19 protein-coding genes are annotated in these 21,153 nt (G+C 68.7%); 8 read left to right on the plus strand and 11 right to left on the minus strand.

Features of this window, described 5'->3' with window-relative positions:
* Window position 1 precedes the first annotated feature (1 nt).
* The gene (locus ABLE93_RS09100) at window positions 2-1,111 is read left to right on the plus strand and encodes a Zn-dependent alcohol dehydrogenase (protein WP_348839476.1); all 1,110 of its coding nucleotides are present in this window, start codon (window positions 2-4) and stop codon (window positions 1,109-1,111) included.
* Between the two features lie 169 nt (window positions 1,112-1,280).
* Here ABLE93_RS09100 and ABLE93_RS09105 read toward each other — a convergent pair whose 3' ends face one another.
* Window positions 1,281-2,117 carry a GntR family transcriptional regulator gene (locus ABLE93_RS09105; protein WP_348839477.1) on the minus strand — a complete coding sequence of 279 codons (837 nt, stop codon included), beginning with the start codon at window positions 2,115-2,117 and terminating at the stop codon, window positions 1,281-1,283.
* Between the two features lie 67 nt (window positions 2,118-2,184).
* The gene (locus ABLE93_RS09110; RefSeq protein WP_348839478.1) at window positions 2,185-2,481 is read right to left on the minus strand and encodes a DUF6166 domain-containing protein; all 297 of its coding nucleotides are present in this window, start codon (window positions 2,479-2,481) and stop codon (window positions 2,185-2,187) included.
* Window positions 2,482-2,658: 177 nt separating this feature from the next.
* Between ABLE93_RS09110 and ABLE93_RS09115 the strand changes: the two genes are divergently transcribed.
* On the plus strand, window positions 2,659-3,006 hold the full coding sequence (locus ABLE93_RS09115; RefSeq protein WP_348839479.1) for an ArsC family reductase: 348 nt from the start codon (window positions 2,659-2,661) through the stop codon (window positions 3,004-3,006).
* Between the two features lie 191 nt (window positions 3,007-3,197).
* Here ABLE93_RS09115 and ABLE93_RS09120 read toward each other — a convergent pair whose 3' ends face one another.
* From ABLE93_RS09120 to ABLE93_RS09160, 9 genes are all read right to left on the minus strand, one after another.
* A complete protein-coding gene (locus tag ABLE93_RS09120) occupies window positions 3,198-3,665 on the minus strand; it encodes an SRPBCC family protein (RefSeq protein ID WP_348839480.1) in 468 nt (155 codons plus the stop codon).
* A 104-nt stretch (window positions 3,666-3,769) separates the two neighbouring features.
* Window positions 3,770-4,471 (minus strand): ABC transporter ATP-binding protein, encoded by a 702-nt coding sequence (locus ABLE93_RS09125; RefSeq protein ID WP_348839481.1) that lies wholly within the window; start codon window positions 4,469-4,471, stop codon window positions 3,770-3,772.
* Window positions 4,464-5,216: an ABC transporter ATP-binding protein gene (locus tag ABLE93_RS09130; protein WP_348839482.1), complete on the minus strand. Its 753-nt coding sequence runs from the start codon at window positions 5,214-5,216 to the stop codon at window positions 4,464-4,466. The genes ABLE93_RS09125 and ABLE93_RS09130 overlap by 8 nt, the downstream gene beginning before the upstream one ends.
* Window positions 5,213-6,238 (minus strand): branched-chain amino acid ABC transporter permease, encoded by a 1,026-nt coding sequence (locus ABLE93_RS09135; RefSeq protein WP_348839483.1) that lies wholly within the window; start codon window positions 6,236-6,238, stop codon window positions 5,213-5,215. Before ABLE93_RS09135 ends, ABLE93_RS09130 begins: the two co-directional genes overlap by 4 nt.
* A gap of 24 nt (window positions 6,239-6,262) precedes the next feature.
* Window positions 6,263-7,132 (minus strand): branched-chain amino acid ABC transporter permease, encoded by an 870-nt coding sequence (locus ABLE93_RS09140; protein ID WP_348839484.1) that lies wholly within the window; start codon window positions 7,130-7,132, stop codon window positions 6,263-6,265.
* A gap of 379 nt (window positions 7,133-7,511) precedes the next feature.
* Window positions 7,512-8,759 carry an ABC transporter substrate-binding protein gene (locus tag ABLE93_RS09145; RefSeq protein WP_348839485.1) on the minus strand — a complete coding sequence of 416 codons (1,248 nt, stop codon included), beginning with the start codon at window positions 8,757-8,759 and terminating at the stop codon, window positions 7,512-7,514.
* A 43-nt stretch (window positions 8,760-8,802) separates the two neighbouring features.
* Entirely contained in the window at window positions 8,803-11,196 is a 2,394-nt protein-coding gene (locus tag ABLE93_RS09150) for a xanthine dehydrogenase family protein molybdopterin-binding subunit (protein ID WP_348839486.1), read from the minus strand.
* Window positions 11,193-11,690 (minus strand): (2Fe-2S)-binding protein, encoded by a 498-nt coding sequence (locus ABLE93_RS09155; protein WP_510183001.1) that lies wholly within the window; start codon window positions 11,688-11,690, stop codon window positions 11,193-11,195. Before ABLE93_RS09155 ends, ABLE93_RS09150 begins: the two co-directional genes overlap by 4 nt.
* Window positions 11,687-12,547 (minus strand): FAD binding domain-containing protein, encoded by an 861-nt coding sequence (locus tag ABLE93_RS09160; RefSeq protein ID WP_348839487.1) that lies wholly within the window; start codon window positions 12,545-12,547, stop codon window positions 11,687-11,689. The genes ABLE93_RS09155 and ABLE93_RS09160 overlap by 4 nt, the downstream gene beginning before the upstream one ends.
* Before the next feature lie 408 nt (window positions 12,548-12,955).
* Here ABLE93_RS09160 and ABLE93_RS09165 point away from each other — a divergent pair, with 408 nt between their 5' ends.
* The 6 genes from ABLE93_RS09165 to ABLE93_RS09190 all read left to right on the plus strand — a co-directional run bounded on the left by ABLE93_RS09165 (window position 12,956) and on the right by ABLE93_RS09190 (window position 21,133).
* Window positions 12,956-13,582, plus strand: a complete 627-nt coding sequence (locus ABLE93_RS09165; protein ID WP_348839792.1) for a TetR/AcrR family transcriptional regulator — start codon at window positions 12,956-12,958, stop codon at window positions 13,580-13,582.
* Between the two features lie 415 nt (window positions 13,583-13,997).
* Window positions 13,998-15,080: a DUF2778 domain-containing protein gene (locus ABLE93_RS09170; RefSeq protein WP_348839488.1), complete on the plus strand. Its 1,083-nt coding sequence runs from the start codon at window positions 13,998-14,000 to the stop codon at window positions 15,078-15,080.
* Between the two features lie 91 nt (window positions 15,081-15,171).
* Window positions 15,172-16,176, plus strand: a complete 1,005-nt coding sequence (locus ABLE93_RS09175; protein WP_348839489.1) for a Bug family tripartite tricarboxylate transporter substrate binding protein — start codon at window positions 15,172-15,174, stop codon at window positions 16,174-16,176.
* 395 nt (window positions 16,177-16,571) lie between these two features.
* The gene (locus ABLE93_RS09180; RefSeq protein ID WP_348839490.1) at window positions 16,572-16,835 is read left to right on the plus strand and encodes a hypothetical protein; all 264 of its coding nucleotides are present in this window, start codon (window positions 16,572-16,574) and stop codon (window positions 16,833-16,835) included.
* Window positions 16,836-16,839: 4 nt separating this feature from the next.
* Entirely contained in the window at window positions 16,840-17,961 is a 1,122-nt protein-coding gene (grrM, locus tag ABLE93_RS09185; protein ID WP_348839491.1) for a cyclophane-forming radical SAM/SPASM peptide maturase GrrM/OscB, read from the plus strand.
* On the plus strand, window positions 17,948-21,133 hold the full coding sequence (locus ABLE93_RS09190) for a hypothetical protein (RefSeq protein WP_348839492.1): 3,186 nt from the start codon (window positions 17,948-17,950) through the stop codon (window positions 21,131-21,133). Before grrM ends, ABLE93_RS09190 begins: the two co-directional genes overlap by 14 nt.
* The last annotated feature ends 20 nt before the right edge of the window (window positions 21,134-21,153 follow it).

Below are 21,153 nucleotides of genomic sequence, written 5' to 3' on the forward strand. Positions count from 1 at the left end.
GATGCCCCTCACCTATCGTGCCGCGGTGCTCCACGCGCCGCAGACGCCGCTCGTCGTGGAAACCGTGGAAGCCGCCCCCCTCGGCCCAGCCGACGTGCTGGTGCGCATCAAGGCGGCGGGTCTGTGCCACACCGACCTCGAGGTGATAGAGGGCGGCCTCGTCTATCCCATGCCCATCGTGCTCGGCCACGAGGCGGCGGGCGTGGTGGAAGAGGTGGGGCCGGCGGCGAAAGGGGTGCGCAGGGGCGACCACGTGGTGCTCTCCTGGAACCCCCATTGCGGGCACTGCTTCTATTGCGACCGCTCGCTGCCCATCCTGTGCGAGGGCTATCTGGCCGAGGGGCCGAAGGCCCGCGCCTTCGACGGCGCCGCGAAGGCGCGGCTGAAGGATGGGCGCGAGCTGGGCAACCTCATGTTCCTCGGCGCGTTCGGCGAATACTGCATCGTCAGCGACCAGCAGGCGGTGCCGGTGCCCGGGGAACTCCCGTTCGAGGAGGCCTGCCTCATCGGCTGCGGGATCATGACCGGGGTGGGCGCCGCACTGAACGTGGCGCATATCGGCCCTTCCGACACCGCCCTCGTCATCGGCTGCGGCGCGGTGGGCCTCGCGGCGGTGCAGGGGGCGCGGCTTGCCGGCGCGGAGACGATCCTCGCCGCCGATCTCGACGACGCCAAGCTCGCCCTCGCCCGCACCATGGGCGCCACCCACACGGTGAACGCGCGCACCGGCGACGTGGCGGAGGCGGCCCGCGCGCTGACGCAGGGGCGCGGCGCCGACGTGGTGCTCGAATCCGCCGGCAGCCCCATCGCCTTCCGCACGACGGTGGAGGCGGTTCGCCCGGGAGGCGAGGTGATCTGGCTCGGCAAGATCGACGTGACCAAGGACGTCGGCTTCCGCTGGGGTTCGCTGATGGGCGAGAAGCGCATCCGCCGCTCCTCCTACGGCGGCGCCCGCCCGGCCCGCGACTTTCCCTTCCTCGCCCGCGCCGCGCTTGCCGGGAAATTGGACCTCAAGGGCCTCATCTCCCGCCGGATCGCATTGGACGAGATCAATGGGGGCTTCGCGGCGCTGAAGGCCGGCGAGACCATCCGCAGCGTGGTGGTGTTCTGAGGGCGGAGGCGGTGCTCGCGATCCTTCGCACCGAGTGACCCGACAACTGCCGTCGCCCTCCGGCTTGACCGGAGGGCCCATGCAACGACAGGGAATGGCGCCGGGCGGCGAGATGGATGCTCCGGTCAAGCCGGAGCATGACGGTCACTCTTGCCGCGACGTCCCGCCCTCACGCGTCCAGCGTCTTCCTCGCAAAGTCCTCGATATAATCCACCAGCCGGCCGGCGGAGGCCTCCGCGCCTTTGGCGTCACGGCGCGCGACGGCCTCGGCGACTTCCGCGTGGAGACGCGCGGCCAACGGCAGGTCGGCGACTTCCTTGTAGTGCTGGTACCAGAAGCGGCGCGACAAGGCGTTCATGAGGCCCATGGAGCGCACTGCGAACTCGTTGCGCGAGGCCTGCGCCATCAAATGGTTGAAGCGCCGGTCGAGGCGCATGAAGGCGAGGTCGTCCTCCACCTCCGCCGCCTGGCGCATGGAGGAGGCGATCTCGGCGAAGGCGGCGCGCTCCTCGGCGGTGGCGCGCTCGGCGGCAAGGCCCGCCATCAGCACCTCGATCACCCGCCGCAGCTCCAGCAGCCGCAGCTGGGTGCGCAGGTTGATGTCGGAGACCAGAACCCCGCGCCGGGGCAGCACCACCACCAGCCCGTCGCGGGCGAGACGCTGCAACGCCTCGCGGATGGGGGTGCGGCCGATCTTCAGCCGCTCGGAGAGGGTGAGCTCGGAGAGCACCGCGCCGGGGGGCAGCTGGAGGGTGGCGATCAGCTCCTCGAGGATGCGGTAGGCGCGATCGGTGAGGCTCGCATCCTCCACCGCCGGCGGATCCTCGGTGCGGCCGCGGCGCGGCGCCTTAGTGGCGCCCGCGCGGGACCCAGTTGGGCGAGAGGCGGATTTGCGGGCCGGCTCCCGCGGCGGATCGAGCAGCAGATCAAGCTCGCCGGCGGCCTCGCCGGGCGCATCCTGCCGCTTCCGGCCCTTCGCCGGCGCCTTCGACATCGTCCTGGCCATGGCCCGCTCCTCCGCCGCCCTCCATTGTGACGACGGATTCGCGATCCGTCGTCAAGGTCGGCACGGCTCAGGCCGCGGCGCGCAGCAATGCGGCGTCCATATCGTCGGAAGTCATCTCCCATTCATTGGCGAAATTGGCCACCACTTCGCGCATGAAGCGGTCGTGCAGCGCGAAGGCGCGGGTGTCGTCGCCGAGATGGTCGGCAAGCAGCGCGAGGGCGAGCTGCGCGGGGGCCTGGCCCTCATAGCTCCATTCGAAGCCGTCACGGCTCAGGGCGGCAAGATCGGTGCGCTGCGGCAGCGGCCTGCCGTCTACTGTCACCGAAATGCCGTCGATTGTGCGGTCTCCCCGATAGGTCTTCATGCGTCCTGCCCTTGGCTTATTGCCCGTGCGCTTGGGATTGCACTGATATGTTACATGAGCAGCAGAGCACGTTCAACGCTTCCATCACCCGCCGATCGCGCGCCTGCGACGCGAAGGCGGCGCGCGCCAAGCTGCGCCTTGGGCTAGAGTTCGCGCTTTCGATCCGAGGACATTGCGATGGCGACGACGATCTACGGCATCAAGGCCTGCGACACCATGAAGAAGGCCCGCGCCTGGCTGGACGAACACCAGGTGCCCTATGCCTTCCACGACTACAAATCGTCGGGCATCGACGCCAAGACGCTGGCCGGCTGGGCCAAGAAGGTCGGCTGGGAAAAGCTGCTGAACCGCGCCGGCACCACCTTCAAGAAGCTGCCCGACGCCGACAAGGCGGACATCGACGAGGCGAAGGCGCTGGCGCTGATGGTGGAAAAGCCCTCCATGATCAAGCGCCCGGTGCTGGAAATGGGCCGCGAGCTGATCGTCGGCTTCAAGCCGGAGGACTATGCGGCGAAGGTGAAGTGAGAACCCGTCCCCCGGCCCAGCGACACCGCAGGTGGAGCGCCGAGCCGGGGCCCAGGGGAAATGTCGGCGAAGCCGGCAACCGCCCGAGCGCCGGCATTTAAAGCCGCCTCCGGCGACCTCGTGCGCTGGGCCCCGGCTCTCCTTCCGCGGCGCGATGCGCCGCTACAGTCGGCCGGGGCACGAATATCCCCTCAGGACGCCTCGGCGGCCGGCGTGGCGGGGGCGTTGAGGGTCTCGGCGAAGGCGGAGAAGAACTGGTCGGAGAGCTTCTTGGCCGTGGCCTGCACCAGCCGGCCACCGAGCGCCGCGAGCTTGCCGCCGATCTGGGCGTCGGCCACGTAGGTGAGGATGGTGTCGGCGCCGTCCTCGGCCAGCGTCACCTTCGCCTCGCCCTTGGCGAAGCCGGCAATGCCGCCGTTGCCCTGGCCGACGATGCGGCAGCCGGCCGGCGGCTCCATGTCGGTCAGCTCCACCGAGCCGGCGAAGGTGGCCGAGACCGGCCCGACCTTCACCTGCACCTTGGCGGCATAGGCATTGTCGCCCGTCTGCGACAGCTCCTTGCAGCCGGGAATGCACCGGCGCAGCACCTCGGGATCGAGGATCGCCTTCCACACCGTCTCGCGCGGGGCGGAGATGCGGTATTCACCCGTCAATTCCATGGGATGTCCCTCCCTTTGTCCGTTGCGGCGCGCCTCGTCCGCACAGGCGCCGTGTGGAGCCGGTCCTCGCCTTCGCGTCCCGTCCGACGGGCGCGAGGGCGCGGTCAGACCGCACAATAGCGGTCCTGAATGTCCTTGTCGGCCAGCAGCGCGGCGGCGCTCGATTCGTGCACCAGCTCGCCCTGGTCGATGATGATGGCGCGGCTCGCGAGGTTCAGCGCCCATTCCACGTTCTGCTCCACCAGCAGCAGCGTCGTGCCCTGGTCGCGAAGGCGGCGGAACAGCGCCCCCATCTCCTCCACCAGCACCGGCATGATGCCTTCCGACGGCTCGTCCAGCAGCACCATCTTCGGCCGGGAGATGATGGCGCGGGCGATAGCGAGCATCTGCTGCTCGCCGCCGGACATGGTGGTGCCCTGCTGGTCGAGCCGCTCCTTCAGGCGCGGGAAGCTCTTGGCGATCTCGTCGATGGCTGAGCGCTCATCGGTGCGCCCGGCAGCGACCAGGCCGAGCTGAAGGTTCTCGCGCACGGTGAGGCCGGGCACGATGCGCCGGTCTTCCGGCACATAGGCGAGGCCCAGGCGGAAGCGGGCGTGGGCGCCGAGGGGCAGGAGGTCGGTGCCGGAAAAGCGCACCCGCCCCTCGGCCCGCGGCATCAGCCCCATCACCGCCCTGAGCGTGGAGGTCTTGCCGGCGCCGTTGCGACCCACGAGGGCAACGATCTCGCCCTCCTCCACGCTGAAGGACAAATCGTGGACGACGTGGCTCGGCCCATACCAGGCGTTGAGCTTTTCGACCTCAAGCATAGCCATCGTTCTGCCCCAGATAGACGCGGCGCACCTGCGTATCGGCCTGCACGGCGGCCGGCGTGCCGTCGGCGATCAGCCGGCCGTGGTGCAGCACCAGGATGCGGTCGGAGAGGCCGAGGATCATCTTCATCTTGTGCTCGACCAGGAGGATGGTGCGGTCGGCTGCAAGGCGCTCGAGCAGCGCCACCATCTGCTTGGTCTCCTCCGGCCCCATGCCCGCCGTCGGCTCGTCCAGCAGCAGCAGCTCCGGGTCGGCGACGAGGGCGATGGCGATCTCCAGCGCCCGCTGTTCGCCATGGGCGAGGTCACGGGCACGGCGGGTACGGCGGTGCAGCAGCCCCACCTCGCCGAGTGCCGCCTCGGCCTTGTGGGCGAGCTCGGGGTAGCGGTCGCGGTGGCTCAGCACGTCGTAGCGGGTCTTGAGCGCCTGCGCGGCGACGCGGACATTCTCCTCCACCGACAGCTCGGGGAAGAGGTTGGTGATCTGATAGGAGCGGGCGATGCCGAGATGGGCGAAGCGGTGCTGCTTCAGCCCGGCCATCTCCTGCCCCTTGAAGCGGATGGAGCCGGCGGAGGGCTGCAACACGCCCGACAGCACGTTGAAGAAGGTGCTTTTGCCGGCGCCGTTGGGGCCGATCACCGCCGTCACCTTGTTGCGCTCGAACTCGGCCGAGATGTCGGCCAGGGCGACGAAGCCGCCGAACGAGCGCCCGACGTTGTGGACCGACATGAGGGCGGTCATTTGTCCCTCCCGGCGCGGCGCGCCAGCACGATGAGGCTGCCCCAGATGCCCTTGGGCAGGAACAGCACGAACAGGATGAAGATGACGCCGACGATGAGCTGCCAGTGGGAGGTCCACAGCGAAGCCACGTCCTCGATCAGCAGGAACACCAGCGCCCCCACGAACGGCCCGAAGAAGGAGCCGGCGCCGCCCAGCATGGTCATCATCACCACGATGGAGGAGGTGTGGACGCTGAGCGCGTCGAGCGGGACGATGGACAGGTGCAGGGCCGACAGCGTACCGGCGAGGCCGCACAATGCGCCGGAGAGAATGAAGGAGAGCAGCTTGGTGCGCTCCACGTCGAACCCGCAGGCCCGCGCCCGCGTCTCGTTCTCGCGCACCGCCTCGATGGCCGCACCGAACGGCGAGTTCAGCACCCGCGAGACGAACCACAGGGCCAGCGCCGCGAAAGCCATGATGAAATAGTATTTGGCCAGCGGATTGAGCAGGTTGACCGAGAAGCCGCCGAAGAAGTCCGCCTTGGCGACGGTGAAGCCGCGCAGGCCGTTCTCGCCCCCGGTCCAGCCCGAGGCCTGCAGCGCGACGTAATAGACGAGCTGGGCGAGGGCCAGCGTCACCATGCAGAAATAGATGCCGCGGGTGCGGATGGAGAGGGCGCCGATCACCACCGACAGCAGGCTCGCCCCGAGGACGCCGGTGAGCATGGCGCCGAACCAGCCGAAGCCGAGATGGGCGATGGCCATGCCGGTGAGATAGGCGCCCGTGCCGAAGAAGGCGGCGTGGCCGAAGGAGAGGAGGCCGGTGTAGCCGAACAGCAGGTTGAAGCCCACGGTGAACAGCCCGTAGATGAGCACGTTCACCGCCAGCGCCTGCGACGGCAGCACGAAGGGCAGCACCGCCAGCACGGCGATGGTGAGGGGCACGCGCCAGCGGTCGAGGGCCGCGCCGGCCCGTGGCCGCTCGCGCGCCTCCAGCCGGCCGGCGGCGAGGTCGGTGGTGGTCATGGTGTCGTCTCCGCTCATGCGCCGGGTTCCGTCACGCCGAATTCAAACGCCCGGCCGGCCGAACAGCCCTTGCGGGCGCACCAGCAGGATGAAGGCCATCAGGCCGAACATGACGATGGTCGCCATCTCCGGGGCGAACAGAGCGGTCATGCTCACCGCCACGCCCACGAGAAGCCCCGCCACCACGGCGCCGAGCAGCGAGCCCATGCCGCCGATGACGGTGACGACGAAGGCTTCCGCCAGCACCAGCGTGCCCATCTCCGGGCTGACGTTGCGCATGGGCGCGGCGAGCACGCCACCGAGCGCGGTCAGGCCGACGCCGAGGCCGAAGACGAGCAGCCACAGGCGGCTCACGTCCACGCCCAGCACCTTCATGATCAGCGGGTCGCGGGCACCGGCCCGCACGATGAGGCCGAAGCGGGTTTTCTCCAGCGCCACCCACAGCAGCAGCAGCACCAGCGCCACCACGCCCACCACGAACAGGCGGTAGATGGGGAAATAGCCGACGCCGAGATCCACCACCCCCTGCAGCGCCTCGGGCGCCGAGAAGGGGATGCCGTCGGTGCCGAAGGTGATGCGCACGCTCTCCACCAGCACGTAGCCGAGGCCGAAGGTGAGCAGCAGCGGATCGTCCGGCGTGCGGCCGTAGAGCGGGCGGATCAGGAAGCGCTCGATGACCATGCCCAGGATGGCGATGGCGATGGGCGCCACGAGCAGCGCCCACCAGAAGCTGCCGGTCTGCGCGGCGATCCACAGGCCGGCATAGGCGCCCACCATGAACAGGGCGCCGTGGGCGAAGTTCACGATGCCCAGCATGCCGAACACGATGGTGAGGCCGAGGGCGACCATCACCAGGATCGCGCCGAGCGCCAGGCCGGAGAACAGCTGCATGAGGATAAGTTCGAGGTCCATGGGGCGTTCTCTCGGCGGTCCTTCGGGGCAATGGTCCGGGCGATCGGGCTGTCGGCATCCGCGCGGGCGGGGCAGTTCTTGCGGGACGCCACCGGCCTGCCCGCTGGCGTTTCTGGCATCCCCCCATGCGGGGACTGAACGAGGCCGAGACCGCCCCCGCCATTTGCGCCCCCTCTCCCTCAGGGAGAGGGCCGGGGTGAGGGTTTCCACCCCCGGGCAAGGACGCAGACGCCCCCGTGGCGGCCGTCCCCCTCACCCTGCCCTCTCCCCGTCGGGGAGAGGGTTCACCATCGTTCTGTGGCGAAGGCACCGCTCCGCCGTTGGCGCACCCTGTCCCCGCCGGAGAGGGTTCAACTCAATCGGGCAGGCGAACCACGCTTCAGGTCGGGAAGCCGAGCTCGCCGCAGGTGCGCAGCATCTGCTCGGCGCCGGGGACGGTCTCGACGATCTCGAACAGGTCGGCGTCGCTCTTCATGTCGGCCTTGGCCTTGGACTTCAGCACCAGCACCGACTGCACCGACTGGTGATCGCATTTGCGGAAATACTGCGGGCCCTTCGCCACGTCGTACTTCAGCTCTTCCATGGCGGCGATCACCTTGTCGGTGTCGGTGCCGCCGGCCTTCTCCATGGCGAGCAGCAGAGCCGAGACGCCGGTGAAGCCGTAGGCGCCGTAATCCGTCGGCAGGGCGCCGTAGGCCGCCTTGAAGGCGGTGTTGAAGGCCTTGGCCGAGGGAACCGTGTTCTCCAGCTCCCAATAGTAGTTGGCGCCGCCGATGATGCCCTCGAACACGTCCGGCGCCACCGCGATGCGCTGGTTGTGCAGCAGCACCGGCACCACGATCTGCATCTGCTTCTTCATGCCGAAGTCGTTGGCCTGCTTGATGGAGTTTGCCTGGTCGCGGCCGAAGTTGCAGATGGCCAGGATGTCCGGCTTCATGGAGCGGATGCGCGGCATCAGGGTCGAATAGTCCGCCGCGCCGAACGGGTGCAGGATCTCGCCCACCACTTCGGCGCCGATCTCGCCGGCAGCGCGCTTGAAGCCGCGCAGCATCTCGTGGCCGTAGGCATAGTCGGCGACGAGGAAGGCCACCTTCGAGCCCTTCTTGAAGGTCGCCCGCGCCACCGCGGCGGTGGTCATGTGCGGGTTCAGCGCCTCATGGAAGGTGTATTTGGAGAAGTCCTTCACCTCGTTGATGGTGTCGGACTGGCTGATGGAAACGTAGATCACGCCGCGGGCGCGCGTCACCTCGTTCACCGCCAACTGCACGGCGCTGGAGAGCGCGCCGACCACCGCGTGCACCTTGTCCTTCTCGATCAGTTCCAGCGTGCGCGTCGCCGCCTCGCCGGCGTTGAGCTTGTCGTCGCGCACCAACAGTTCGACCTTGCGGCCGGCGATGCCGCCCTTGTCGTTGGCGAGCTTCACCGCGAGCTCGGCGCTCTTCACCTGGTCCTTCGCCTCGGCGCCGAAGGGGCCGGTGAGCGGGGTTGGGAAGCCGATGCGGATGGTCTCGGCCTGGGCGCGCACGATGGCGGGCGAGGCGATGAGGCCGACGCCCGCGGCGCCGAGGCCGGCGAGCACGGTGCGGCGCGATACGCTGGAGAAGGGACGCTCATTCTGTCCGGTCATTTCAATTCCTCCCGTTCGGTCTTGTTCATTGGCGTTGCGGGTTTCAGCAGGTTCCGAGCGCCCTCAGGATGCGCGCGGGGGTCATGGGGATCTGTGTCAGCTCCGCCCCAAGGGGGGCGAGCGCGTCGTTCACCGCGTTGAGCGCGGCGGCCGAGGAGGCGGCGGTGCCCGCCTCCCCGCAGCCCTTGGCGCCGAGCTCGGTATCGAGGGTCGGCGTCTCCACATGGGCGATAACGATGTCCGGCATCTCGCAGGCCATGGGCACGAGGTAGTCGGCGAGCGAGCCGTTCATCAGCTGGCCGTCGTCGCTGTAGCGGCACTCCTCGAAGAAGGCGGCGCCGAGCCCCTGCACCACTCCGCCGCGCACCTGCTCCTCCACGAGGAGCGGGTTGATGATGCGGCCGCAGTCCTCCACCACGAAATGCTTGAGGATCTTCACCAGGCCGGTGTCGGCATCCACCTCCACATGGCAGCCGTGGACGCCGTTGGTGAAGGCGAAAGGATAGCCCGATGGCGCGAAGTGATGCGCCACCGTGAGCTGCGCCTCGGTGCCCGGTGGCAAGGTGTCCGAGCGGAAATAGACGATGCGCGCCACCTCGGCGAGGCTCAGGCGATGGGTGCCGCCGGCCTTGTCCACCACTTGCGCATCCAAGAGGTCGAGATCGTCCGGCCTGGCCTGGAGGATGGCGGCGGCGAGGGCGAGCACGTTGGCCTTGAGGCGCTTCGCCGCCTGCAGCGCGGTCTCGCCGCCGATGCCGGCGCCGCGGCAGGCCCAGGTGGCGCCGCCGTGGGGGGTAACTTCCGTGTCGCCGGTGATGACGCGGACGATGTCCCGCGACACCCCGAGATAGTCCGCCACGATCTGGCCGATGATGGTCTCGGTGCCCTGCCCCTGCTCGGTCACGGAGATGAGGCACCGCACCTCGCCGGACGGGGTGATCTTGATGACGGCGCCATCCTGCGCCGAGATGCGCGCACCGCCGATGCCGTAGAAGGCGGGCGTCGGATTGGAGATTTCCACGAAGGCGGCGATGCCGATGCCGCGGTGGATGCCGCGCTGGCGCAGTTCCGCCTGCTCGGCCCGCAGGCGGTCGTAGTCCATCAGCGCCTTGAGCTTTGCCAGGCACGCCTCGTGGGACAGCTTCTCGAACCGGTAGCCGGTGAGCGACTGGCAGGGATAGGCATCGTCGGGAATGAGATTGCGCGCGCGGATGGCGAACGGGTCGAGGCCGGTGGCCACCGCCGCCTTCTCCATCAGATGCTCGGTGACGGCGCAGGCGATGGGATGGCCCACCGCGCGATACTGGCTGGTCTGCGTCTTGTTCTGGAACACCACCTTCAGGTCGGCGCGGTAGGCTTCGAGGCGATAGGGCGCGCCGATCAGGCGGATGACCTGGTTGCCCTCCACCGCGCTGGTGCGGGGATAGGTGGAAAAGGAGCCGATGCCGGTCTCATCCTCCACCGCCATGGCGAGGATGCGCCCCTCGGCGTCCACCGCGGCCCTGGCCTTCACCCGGTGGTCGCGGGCGTGGATATCGGAGACGAAGGCCTCCAGCCGGTCGGCCACGTATTTCACCGGCCGGCCAGCCAGCATGGAGAGGCCGACCACCGCCATGTCCTCATTATAGACATGCAGCTTCACGCCGAAGGAGCCGCCCACGTCGGGCGCCACCACCCGCACCCGCGATTCCGGCAGGCCGTAGTGGCGAGCATAGAGGTCCTGGAACTGGAACGGCGTCTGGGTGCCGTGATGGACGGTGAGCGCATGCTCGCTGGCATCGTAATCGGCGATGAGCGCGCGCGGCTCCAGCGTCACTCCGGTGTGGCGGCCGAAGACGAGGTCCGCCTCCACCACATGGGCGGCGCCGGCGAAGAGGTCGTCCACCGCGCCGCTCTCCAGGCTCGAGCGGAAGCACAGATTGTCGGCGAAGCCCTCCACCAGTCGCGGCGCGTCGGCGGCGAGCGCGGTGTCGAGGTCGGCGAGGACCGGCAGGTCCTCATAGTCCACTTCCACCAGCTCGCAGGCGTCCTCGGCAGCGGCGCGGCTCTCGGCCACCACGGCCACCACCGCCTGCCCGCTCCAGGTGACACGCTCCAGCGGCAGCGGGCGCTGCGGCTCGGATTTCATGCCCTTGAAATGGTCAAGGGTGCCGACCCACGGCGTGCAGAGCTTTGCGAGGTCTTCGCCGGTGGCGACCAGCACGACGCCGGGCGCGGCTCGGGCCGCCTCCACGTCGATGCGCAGAATGCGCGCATGGGCGAAGGGCGAGCGCACGAAGGCCGCGTGCAGCATGCGCGGCAGCTTCAGATCGGTGACGTAATGGCCCCGCCCGGCAAGGAGCCGCTTGGCATTGGGGCGCGGCAAAGGCCGGCCCACATGCACGCCGGCTTCGCTGTGCGCGGTTGCGCCGTGGGGGCGGTCGAACAGCACGTTCATGCCGGCACCTCACCCTTGGCCGCCGCGGCCGTGGCGATGGCATCGACGATGGCCTCGTAGCCGGTGCAGCGGCAGTAATTGCCCGAGATGGCGTCGCGGATCTCCTCGCGGTCCGGCACGCCGCCCGCCTCGATGAGCGCGAAGGCGTTGACCAGCATGCCCGGGGTGCAGAAGCCGCATTGCAGCGCGTTGCGGGCGTGAAACGCCTCCTGGAGGCCGGCCAGCGCGCCGCGCGCGGTCAGCCCCTCCACCGTCTCCACGCTTTGGCCTTCCGCCTGCACGGCGAAGACCAGGCACGAATGCACCGGGACGCCGTCGAGCAGCACCAGGCAGGCGCCGCAGGCCCCCATCTCGCAGCCGAGATGGGTGGCGGTGAGCTCCAGGTCGGTGCGCAGGAAGTCGGCGAGCGTGGTGCGCGGCGCCACCATGCGGGCGACGGGCGCTCCGTTCACGGTCAGCGACAGCGGCACAAGGTCCGAGGCCATCAGGGTCATGGAGCGATCTCCAGCTGGCGCAGCAGGCGCCCGAGCAGCACGCGGGCAAGGTGGCGGCGCATGGCGGCGGGGATCTCGGCGTCGTCGAGGGGGTCGATGTCGCCGTCGAGGGCGTTCTGGGCGTCGGCGATGGATTGCGCGTCGAGCACGCGACCGCTGAGCGCCGCCTCTGCGCCGCGGGCGCGCACCGGCGTCGGCCCCACGGAGAACAGGGCGATGCGGATGGAGGCGATGGCCGCCCCGTTCCGCTCGGCGAGGATGCCGCCGCCCACCATTGCGTAGTCGCCCCGCCGGCGCGCCATCTCGTCGAACGCCGCCACATGAGCGGTACCCGCCGCGGGCATATGCATCGCCATGAGGATCTCGCCGGGGCCGATGGCGGTCTGGTAGAGGTCCTGGAAATAGTCCTCGGCGGCGACGCGCCGGCTGCCCTCGGGGCTCGAAATCTCCATCTCGGCGCCCATGGCCAGCATCATGGCCGGGAATTCGGATGCCGGATCGGCCAGCGCCACGCTGCCGCCGATGGTGCCGCGGTTGCGGATGGCGGGATGGGCGACGAAGGGCGCGGCCTTGGCCAGCAGCGGCGCGTGGGCTCGGATGAGGGGATGGGTGAGGGCTTCGGCATGGCGGGTGAGCGCGCCAATGCGCAGCGTCCCCTCGGCAAGCGCCACGCCACGCATCTCGGCGATGCCGGCAAGGTCGATGATCACCTGCGGCGCCTGAAGGCGCATGGCCAGCGCCGGCACCAGGCTCTGCCCGCCGGAGATGTAGCTGGCATCCCCCTCCGCGGCGGCGAAGGCAGCATGAGCCTCCGCCAGGCTCGACGGGCGCGCATAGGCAAAAGCGCGGGCTTTCAACGCAACTCCTCCCGGTGATGACGTGGCTTCATTTTGTGACCACTTGGTCACAACAAGAGCCCAGGGCGGTCTTGCTGTCAATAGGGGCTGCCGCTCGGCGCGCGGATTCTTGCCGGCGCCCGCGCACATCGGGAGCCGCCCAGTCTCAATGCGCTATTCCTTCTTGGATATATGTTTTGGTCTTCGCCTGTTCTGCCGGCTTGTCTTTCAGTCGATCAGAAGGATGGGGCGCAGCTCGGAACCGCGGGTGGCGAATTGCTGGCGTCCCCTTGGTGGCGCGCGGCGGTTGCGCTATCGCAGGCCGAGAGACCGCGCGCCCGAGCGCGCCTGCCGCAGCGAAAAGAGGCCGTGACGCCCTTGCCCGACGACATCCACGGCGCCCCGAAAGAACGGCCGCCACGGCGCCACATGCGCGCCGCCGACCGCGAGCAGGCCATCATCGAGGAGGCGGTGCGCTTCTTCGCCGAGCACGGGTTCGAGGGACAGACGCGCGAGCTGGCGAAGCGCATGGGCATCACCCATTCCGCCATCTACCGCTACATGCCATCGAAGGAAGCGCTCATCGAGCGGGTGTACGAGCACGTCTATCTCAGCCGCTGGAAGGCGGACTGGGCCGAACTGATCACCGACCGGTCCCGGCCGCTGGAGGAGCGGCTGACCCAGTTCTATCTCGAATATGTGGACCGGGTGTTCGACTACCACTGGGTCCGAATCTTCGCCTTCTCCGGCCTGAAATCGTTCGATATCACAAGCCGCTACCTGACCATCGTGCGCGACCAGATCATCCTGCCCGCCTGCGCCGAGCTAAGGGCCGAGCTCAAGCTCCCCCCGCCCGCCCAGGTCGCCGTCAGCGAACGGGAAGCGGAGCTGTTCTGGGGGCTTCACGGGCGAATCTTCTACCTCGCCATCCGCCGCTACGTGTACGGCACCGTGACGCCGGAAAACCTCGACCCCATCGTCCGCGACGCGGTGCGTGCCTTCCGCGCCGGCGTCGCGCCGGTGCTGAACGACATTGTTTCGGAGGCGAGCGCGTGAAAGATGCAACAGCTTCCGGCAATCTTCCGATGCGACAGATGTCCCCCTCGCCAATGCGGCGACCGGTCGGTAAACTTCCCGTGCGGTCGGCCATGTTCTCGCCGTCGTGATCTGGTCTAGCAAAGGGCGTAAAGGGAAAAGTTACCGAACTTCGGCAGGTTTGCGGGGCTGGCGGGAGCGTGCGGGAAACCGCACAACGCAGCGCGAAGCCGGCGAATCGGAGGACTCAAGGGTCCATCCGGGCGAGGCTTTGGCGATGCGAACCCCCACAGGCCCTGCAATGGGCGAACGGAGCCGGACCCGTCCGGCAGCGCTGATAGCAGGGACCATGAGGCATTCGAACAGGCACGACGAGGCGGACTGGCAAGACGACTCGGATTGGCATGACAAGGCGGACTGGCACTGGACAGCTCCCTTGCATGACGACGACGAGGAGGAATTGTTCCACGATCCGCTCGGCCCGGAGGGTCGGCCCCGCGCCCAATCGCGTCGGAGCACCCTGGTTGGCATCGGCAGCGGCATCTTCGCCGGCCTGCTGGTGGCGGCCGGCGCGGTCTGGTTCACCCAGGGCTCGTTCGCCTTCGGTGTCGGCACTCCAAATGTCGCCGAGACCAAGGCGCCCGAACGGCCCCGGGGCATGGCCATGGCCGCCGCCGGCACCACGGTGACCGAGGTTTCGCTCGTCATTTCTTCCGGTTCGCTCGCGGTCGATTCGGAAAGCATCTACCTCACCAGCTATGGCATGGACGGGCGCGCCTTCGCCCTCACGCCGGGCCAGGAGACCTCCGCGCGGCTCACCGGGCGCGTGGTGCCCATGCCGCTAGCCAATCCGCTCAACCGCAATCAGATGGCCGCCGGCAACGGCATCCAGGCGTTGCAGCAGCTCGACGCGGGCGCCGTGCCCCTGCCGCTGCGCAAGCCCTCCATGCCCGACCAGCGCCTTGCCTATGCCTCCATGCCCGACGCATCGGCGCCGCTTTCCGACGCGCCCTCCGCCGTCCCCGGCAGCCAGGTCCCCGGCACCGACACCCAGCTCTCCGAGGACGAGCCGCCGCTGCCCACCGCCGATAGCGGCTACGCCATCTACGACATCAAGGCGAAGGTCGTGTACATGCCGAACGGCGACCGGCTGGAAGCCCATTCCGGCTACGGCGACACGTTCGACGACGTACGCTTCGTCTCCAAGCGCATGGTGGGACCCACCCCGCCCAACACCTATTCGCTGACCATGCGCGAGGCGCTGTTCCACGGCACCGAGGCGGTACGTCTCAATCCCGTCGGCACCGGCAAGATGTACGGCCGCGCCGGCATCCTCGCCCATCCCTACCTGCTCGGACCGCGCGGCGATTCCAACGGCTGCGTCTCCATCAAGGACTACGACCGCTTCCTCGCCGCCTTCAAGCGGGGCGAGGTGAAGAAGATGATCGTGGTGGCCGAGCTGAAGAATGGCCCCAAGAAGGAAGAGAACTTCCTCCTGTCGCTCCTGAAGCCGCGCTGACGGCAGGCGCCGGGGGCGGTCTGCCTTCGTCGTCAGGGGGACTTAAGGTAAGTCCATCGGCGGTCTATAAGGGATGCGGAGGAACGCACCCATGAGACTCGCCCACTTGAAACGTTTTGCTTCGATCCTCGCGCTCGGCGTCGGCCTCGCGGTCGCGACCGGCCCCGCCGCGGCGCAGCAGCCCGTCCAGCCAAATTATCCCGACCGTCCCATCCGGCTCGTGGTGCCGTTCGCGGCCGGCGGCTCGACCGACATCGTCGCCCGCATCATCGCGGCGAAGATGAGCGAGATCCTGAAGCAGCAGGTGGTGGTGGAGAACCGCGCCGGCGCCGGCGGCAATGCCGGGGCGGCGGCGGTCGCCCGCTCAGCGCCGGACGGCTACACGGTGCTCATGGGCACGGTGGCCACGCACGCCATCAACCCGGCGCTCTACACCAAGATGCCCTACGACCCGGTGAAGGACTTCGCCCCGGTCTCGCTGCTGGTGAACGTGCCCAACGTAGTGGTCGTGCACCCCTCGCTCAACGTGAAGTCGGTGAAGGAGCTCATCGACCTGCTCAAGGCCAATCCGGACAAGTATGACTACGCCTCGTCCGGCATCGGCACGCCGCTGCATCTGTCCGGCGCGCTGTTCGAGAGCATGTCCGGCACCAAGATGGTGCATGTGCCCTACAAGGGCGCCGGCCCCGCGCTGCTCGACGTGGTGGCGGGCCAGGTGAAGATCATGTTCGACAACCTGCCCTCCTCCATCGGCCAGATCCGCAAGGGCGGCGTCATCGGCCTCGCCGTCACCACCAAGGAGCGCTCGCCGGCCGCCCCGGACATTCCGACCGTCTCGGAATCCGGCCTGCCGGGCTACGAGACCTACAGCTGGAACGCCATCTTCGCGCCCGCCGGCACGCCGCAGGCCTATATCGACATTCTCGCCAAGGCCGGCGCCGAGGCGGTGGGCGATCCCGCGGTGAAGGCGCGCCTCGCCGACCTCTCGGCGGTCTCCGTGGGGTCCACCCCGGCCGAGCTCGACGCCCATGTGAAGGCTGAGCTCGCCAAGTGGGGACCGGTGGTGAAGGCCTCCGGCGCCTCCATCAACGAGTGACCGTCCTCACCTGACGATCAAAGCGGCACCGGCAACCGCCGGGACAGGCCGGGCGCAACGCAGCGCCCGGCCTTTTTTTGCGCCTTCGACTTCACCGGCACAGCGCCACGCCCACCCGGCGGCGCCCCCCGCGTCCCATCCCCAATTTGGAGGATGAAGTCTTGGCGGCGCGCGCCCTAATCTGATCCTGCACGCAGATTTCGCCCCACGTTCCTGGCGCAGATCAGTCGTGGCCCGCGGAGCGGCGCGCCACGGAGCGGCTTTTATTGCGCACCCATTGCGCGATCATTTCAGTCCGGCCGCCAATTTCAATGTTTCGGCGGCCCAGTCGATTTGCCCCTTGTCTGACGATGCCGCTCCAGAACCGGCGGGGTATAAAGATGAACAGATGCCTCATGACGTTCGTCTCGGCTCTCCTGGCGCTGGCCTCCTCGGGCGGTGGCGCCGTTGCCCGTCCCCATGACGGGACGCCGGATGACATCCTGCGGCGCCGCGCAGACCTCGCGCGGCGCATGGACGCCCTCGCCGCGTCCCTCGCGCAGGACCCGTCCCAAAGCACCACGCCCAACGACGTCCAGTCCGCCCCCGCCAACCGCCTCACGCAATGGTACAATTGGGGCAATTGGCGGAACGGCTGGGGCAACTGGCGGAATTGGTGACGCCATGCCCGCCGGACGCCTCGCCCTGCTGGTGCTCCAGCCCACGGCCTTCTGCAATCTCGATTGCAGCTATTGCTACCTGCCACACCGCGACCGGCGCGGCGCCATGGGCATCGAGACCCTCGACGCCATCGCCCGCAACATCATCTCCAGCCCGCGCGCCGCGCCGCGCCTCTCGGTGGTCTGGCACGGCGGCGAGCCCATGACCCTGCCGCCCGCCTGGTATGAGGCCGCATTCTCCCGCCTCGCCGCCGGCGCGGCCGGCCGTGCCATCGACCATTGCTTCCAGACCAATGCCATCGGCGTCGACGACGACTGGATCGACCTGTGGCGCCGGTGGAACGTGCGCATCGGCGTCAGCCTCGACGGACCCGCCGACCTCCACGACGCGCGGCGCCGCACCCGCCGCGGCCGCGGCAGCTTCGATCTCGCCATGCGGGGCATCGCGCGGCTCCAGGCGGCCGGCCATCCCTTCCACGTCATCTGCGTGCTTGGGGCGCGAAGCCTCGAAGACCCCGACCGCCTGATCGACTTCTTCCTCGACAACGGCCTCACCGACCTCTGCTTCAACGTGGAGGAAGAGGAAGGCGGGCACCAGCGCTCCAGCCTGCGGGAGGGCGGCATGGAGGCGCTGTACGGCGCTTTCCTCGCCCGCGTCGCCGCGCGCATGGCGTCCGCCGAGGTGCCCTTCGCCTGTCGGGAGATCGACGGCGTGCGCTCCCTCCTTCACGCCCCGCCCGCCGCGCGCAGCTTCAATCCGCAGGTGAATGCGCTGGAGATCGTCTCGGTGGCGGTGGACGGCACGCTTTCCACTTTCTCGCCCGAGCTGCTGGGGGTCGCGGCACCGGAGTTCGAAGATTTCGCCTTCGGCAACGTCAACGCCGCCGACCTCGACGACATGCTCCGCCATCCCGCCCTGCAGCGCGCGGCCCGCGCCATCGAAGAAGGCGTCGCCGCCTGCCGGCGCAGCTGCGCCTATTTCGACGTTTGCGGCGGCGGCGCCCCGGCCAACAAATATTTCGAGCTCGGCCGCCTCGACGGCACCGAGACCCTCTACTGCCGCCTCACCCGCAAGACGACGCTGGAAGCCACGCTGGGAGCGTTGGAAGCCCATGCTCACCTCTAGAGATGCCCCCCCCGCCGACGGCGTGGCCGACCCCGCCGCAACACCCGCCACCGCCCCGACGCCCGCCGCAGAGGCGCCGCCGGAGCGCGGCGGCCTGCTGCGCATGCTGGCCATGGCCCTTGCCATCGTGGCCACCATCGTGGCGCTGCTCCTCGCCTTGGCCATCGCCTTCCCGAAGATGGCGCTCGATGCCTATGCCAACTGGCAGGAACTGACCGGCACTGGCCCGCGCGGTGGCCTGCTCTTCGTCGAGGCGCCGCAGGTCTACACCCGCGAGCGCCTCGTCAACGACCGGTTCGACCAGGCCAACTGGCTGAACCATGAGCTCGACGTCTCCTCCCAAACCGACGCTGTGGCGCGCATGGAGACCGCCGCGCGCGCGCAGGACACGCACACTGCCATCCGGATCGGGCTCGGCGGCAGCAGCGCCCCCGCGCCGGACGCGACGGCCCGGGTCGATGCCGCACCGGCGGGTGCCGACCGCCTCCGGCTGGAGCCGACCAGCCTCCTCGACCGGCGGCTCGAATATCGCAACAAAGTGCGCAGCGAGCTGATGGACACCCAGCTCGACGACAGCCACGACCTCGACGGCAACACCCTCTACCGCTTCAATTTCGACACCGTCGTGATGCCCTGGGCCGACGTGCGCCGCTATCCGGGAACGGCGGTCTTCCTCATCACCGCCCAGTCCACCCGCGGCGACGCGCGCGACGCCAAGGAGGCCCGCCCGGAGACGCCTCAGACTCAGGCCGAATGGCTCATCGAGACCCGCGACAATCTCGAACTGCTGCAATCGTGGCAGCGGGAGATCCAGAATTTCCTGACGAAGGTGGTGCGGTTCAGGATCGAGAATTTCTACAATCAGGAATCCAGCGAGAACAAGACGGACCCGAAGGAGGACATTCTCTTCGAGTTCTTTCTGCGCAAGACGTTGATGAACACTTTTGTCGACATCCTCTCGGCCAACATCGTCGCCCATTGCGCGCGGCTTGAGACCGCAAGCATCGAGAACCCATGCCGCGAGATCTGGTCGGCAAAACCGCGGCAAACCCCCATTGACCGGCAGATCCATGCCGAAGTGGTCAAGCAGCGGCGGGAGCTTCTCTACAAGCAGCTCGGCGTTGAATACAACGAATCCTTCAGTGCCAACCTCACCTACCCGCCGGGCATGGAGATCGGGTTCACCAATGCGCTGACCATCGCCCACAAGATCAACACCGTGCAATGGCCGAAGCTGAGCGAGAAAAGCTATCGGCCGGAATGCATGCAGGAATATTCCCAGCGCGCCGGCACCACGTCCGCCGATATCGAGCGCGACTGCCTGCTGCCTTATTCCGACAAGGGGTCCAAGCGCGCCATGATCCGCCTCATCATGGCCCTGGAGGCGATGAAGAAGCGCATCGAGGCGGCGAACCGGCCGCTGTTCGAAGTGGGCGCGCTGGACTTCGCCGCCGGGCCGCCGGCCTGGTTCGGCGCCATGCGTGCGGAATTTGCCAGGATGGTGCCGGCCCCCGACGACATCGCGCAATTGTCCCGCGAGATCACCGCCATGGGCGAGGCTCGGGCCGACGCCCGGTCCATACCCCTGCTCGACGAGGTGGAGGCCTCCTGCGAGGCCGGAGACTTGCGCTTCGATCCCGAGAAGCAGACCCGCGATCAGCTCATCGCCTACGGCCGCTGTCGCTTCCTGCGCGCCCACGCCGGCAAGATCGAGAACATCGTCGCCCGCTTCATTCACCAGCGCATCATCGGCGGCCAGACCATGTTCGGCGAGATGGCGGTAACCAATTTCGTCGACGTGGACAAGGTGGGCTGCGACGTCACCGAATGCCGGATCGAGGTGCGCACCAAGCCGAGGGAGGACCTGCTGTGCAGCGCCGACGGCTTCGATCGGTCCTGCGACGCGCGGGTCGCGCTGCCCAACGTGCAGGACAGGACGCGCGACGAACTGGTGCGCACCATGACCGCGTGCAACGACATCATCGAGAACCGGATCACCCCCACCCATGCCGCCGCTCTGGCCAAGCGCGAGCGCTATCGCTTCATCGGACAGGCCAAGGATTTCCACTTCAGCGACGCCGAGAAGAACATCTTCTTCGACTGCGTGACGGCCTTCGAGCTGCGCAACTGGCTGGAGGAAGCCAACGTCAACGTGGCGGTTTACGAGATCAGCCCCCACACCGGCGGCAACGTGGTGGACCGCAATGCGGTGCGCACCGCCTCCGGCGACGCGGGGCTCGGGCGCGGCCTGATGGCCGGCAACATCGCCGGCTCCAGCGAGGCGCGCGACCGCGAGATCGGCGTGACCCGCGTGGTCATCGGCTTCGGCCAGCTCGGGCCCAACCCGGGCGGCATCACCCGCCAGGCGACCTTCGGCTGGGTCATGCGCCCGCAGGAGAGCGTCGATGGCCGCTGGATGCCGAGCCACTACCGCCTCTCCGCCATCATCTCGGTGCCGAGCTGGTGGAAGCGGCTGAAGTTCTCCATCAAGGCCTGCTGGACGACGCCGGAGACGGCGCGCGACATGGGCTTCGGCATGGTCAATGATCCCGAGCTCATCTGCCAGGGGGAGGACGCGGGACCGGGCGCATCCGACGCGGCGAAGGGGCGGCCCACCCTCATGGCACGCGAGTTCATCGCCCAGCTGCCGCGCCGCACCGAGGACGTGACCGAGCGCTTTCGCTTCGACTTCATCAAGGCGCCATTCCTCGACGACCAGTGGCTCGCCAGCAACCCGCAGCTCCAGCTGGAGGCCGGGCGGCCGGGCAAGCTCGTCATCCTCGGCGGTCGTCTGTGGCGCGGGACGGTGGCAACCGTCATGGGGCGCCCCGCCAACAAGATCACCGTGCTCCCAGACATGAAGGGGGTCATTGCGGAGTTCGACTGCGTGGCGACGCCGGCGGACATGGAGCCGGACGCCGGACGCGCCGCCGGCCAGCCCGGAGCAGGCGGCGATGCCAGCCGCGGCGCCAAGGTGCAGAAGCTCACCGTCTGGACCTCGGAAGGACGCACCCAGGACCATCCGGTGGAGGTGTTCCCGTTCAATCCCGCCTACGGCGGTCGGCCGTGCGACGCGGCGCCCGTGGAGGAGGCCCCACCACGCGGGGCGACGCCCGGCACAGCGCGCGCCCAGGTCGGGTCTCGACCGGCGGCGGCCGTCGCGGCGCGCTGATCCCCCGCCGCGCTGGCGCC

It is taken from the genome of Xanthobacter pollutisoli (assembly GCF_040044995.1).
Lineage (GTDB): Bacteria > Pseudomonadota > Alphaproteobacteria > Rhizobiales > Xanthobacteraceae > Xanthobacter.

Coding starts and splice junctions, on each gene's coding strand:
- ABLE93_RS09190 (WP_348839492.1), top strand. CDS start 17,948: ATGCTCACCTCTAGAGATGCCCCCCCCGCCGACGGCGTGGCCGACCCC.
- ABLE93_RS09120 (WP_348839480.1), bottom strand. CDS start 3,665: ATGGAATTGACGGGTGAATACCGCATCTCCGCCCCGCGCGAGACGGTG.
- grrM (WP_348839491.1), top strand. CDS start 16,840: ATGCCCGCCGGACGCCTCGCCCTGCTGGTGCTCCAGCCCACGGCCTTC.
- ABLE93_RS09150 (WP_348839486.1), bottom strand. CDS start 11,196: ATGAACGTGCTGTTCGACCGCCCCCACGGCGCAACCGCGCACAGCGAA.
- ABLE93_RS09125 (WP_348839481.1), bottom strand. CDS start 4,471: ATGCTTGAGGTCGAAAAGCTCAACGCCTGGTATGGGCCGAGCCACGTC.
- ABLE93_RS09140 (WP_348839484.1), bottom strand. CDS start 7,132: ATGGACCTCGAACTTATCCTCATGCAGCTGTTCTCCGGCCTGGCGCTC.
- ABLE93_RS09130 (WP_348839482.1), bottom strand. CDS start 5,216: ATGACCGCCCTCATGTCGGTCCACAACGTCGGGCGCTCGTTCGGCGGC.
- ABLE93_RS09180 (WP_348839490.1), top strand. CDS start 16,572: ATGACGTTCGTCTCGGCTCTCCTGGCGCTGGCCTCCTCGGGCGGTGGC.
- ABLE93_RS09135 (WP_348839483.1), bottom strand. CDS start 6,238: ATGAGCGGAGACGACACCATGACCACCACCGACCTCGCCGCCGGCCGG.
- ABLE93_RS09155 (WP_510183001.1), bottom strand. CDS start 11,690: ATGACCCTGATGGCCTCGGACCTTGTGCCGCTGTCGCTGACCGTGAAC.
- ABLE93_RS09165 (WP_348839792.1), top strand. CDS start 12,956: ATGCGCGCCGCCGACCGCGAGCAGGCCATCATCGAGGAGGCGGTGCGC.
- ABLE93_RS09175 (WP_348839489.1), top strand. CDS start 15,172: ATGAGACTCGCCCACTTGAAACGTTTTGCTTCGATCCTCGCGCTCGGC.
- ABLE93_RS09100 (WP_348839476.1), top strand. CDS start 2: ATGCCCCTCACCTATCGTGCCGCGGTGCTCCACGCGCCGCAGACGCCG.
- ABLE93_RS09145 (WP_348839485.1), bottom strand. CDS start 8,759: ATGACCGGACAGAATGAGCGTCCCTTCTCCAGCGTATCGCGCCGCACC.
- ABLE93_RS09105 (WP_348839477.1), bottom strand. CDS start 2,117: ATGGCCAGGACGATGTCGAAGGCGCCGGCGAAGGGCCGGAAGCGGCAG.
- ABLE93_RS09110 (WP_348839478.1), bottom strand. CDS start 2,481: ATGAAGACCTATCGGGGAGACCGCACAATCGACGGCATTTCGGTGACA.
- ABLE93_RS09115 (WP_348839479.1), top strand. CDS start 2,659: ATGGCGACGACGATCTACGGCATCAAGGCCTGCGACACCATGAAGAAG.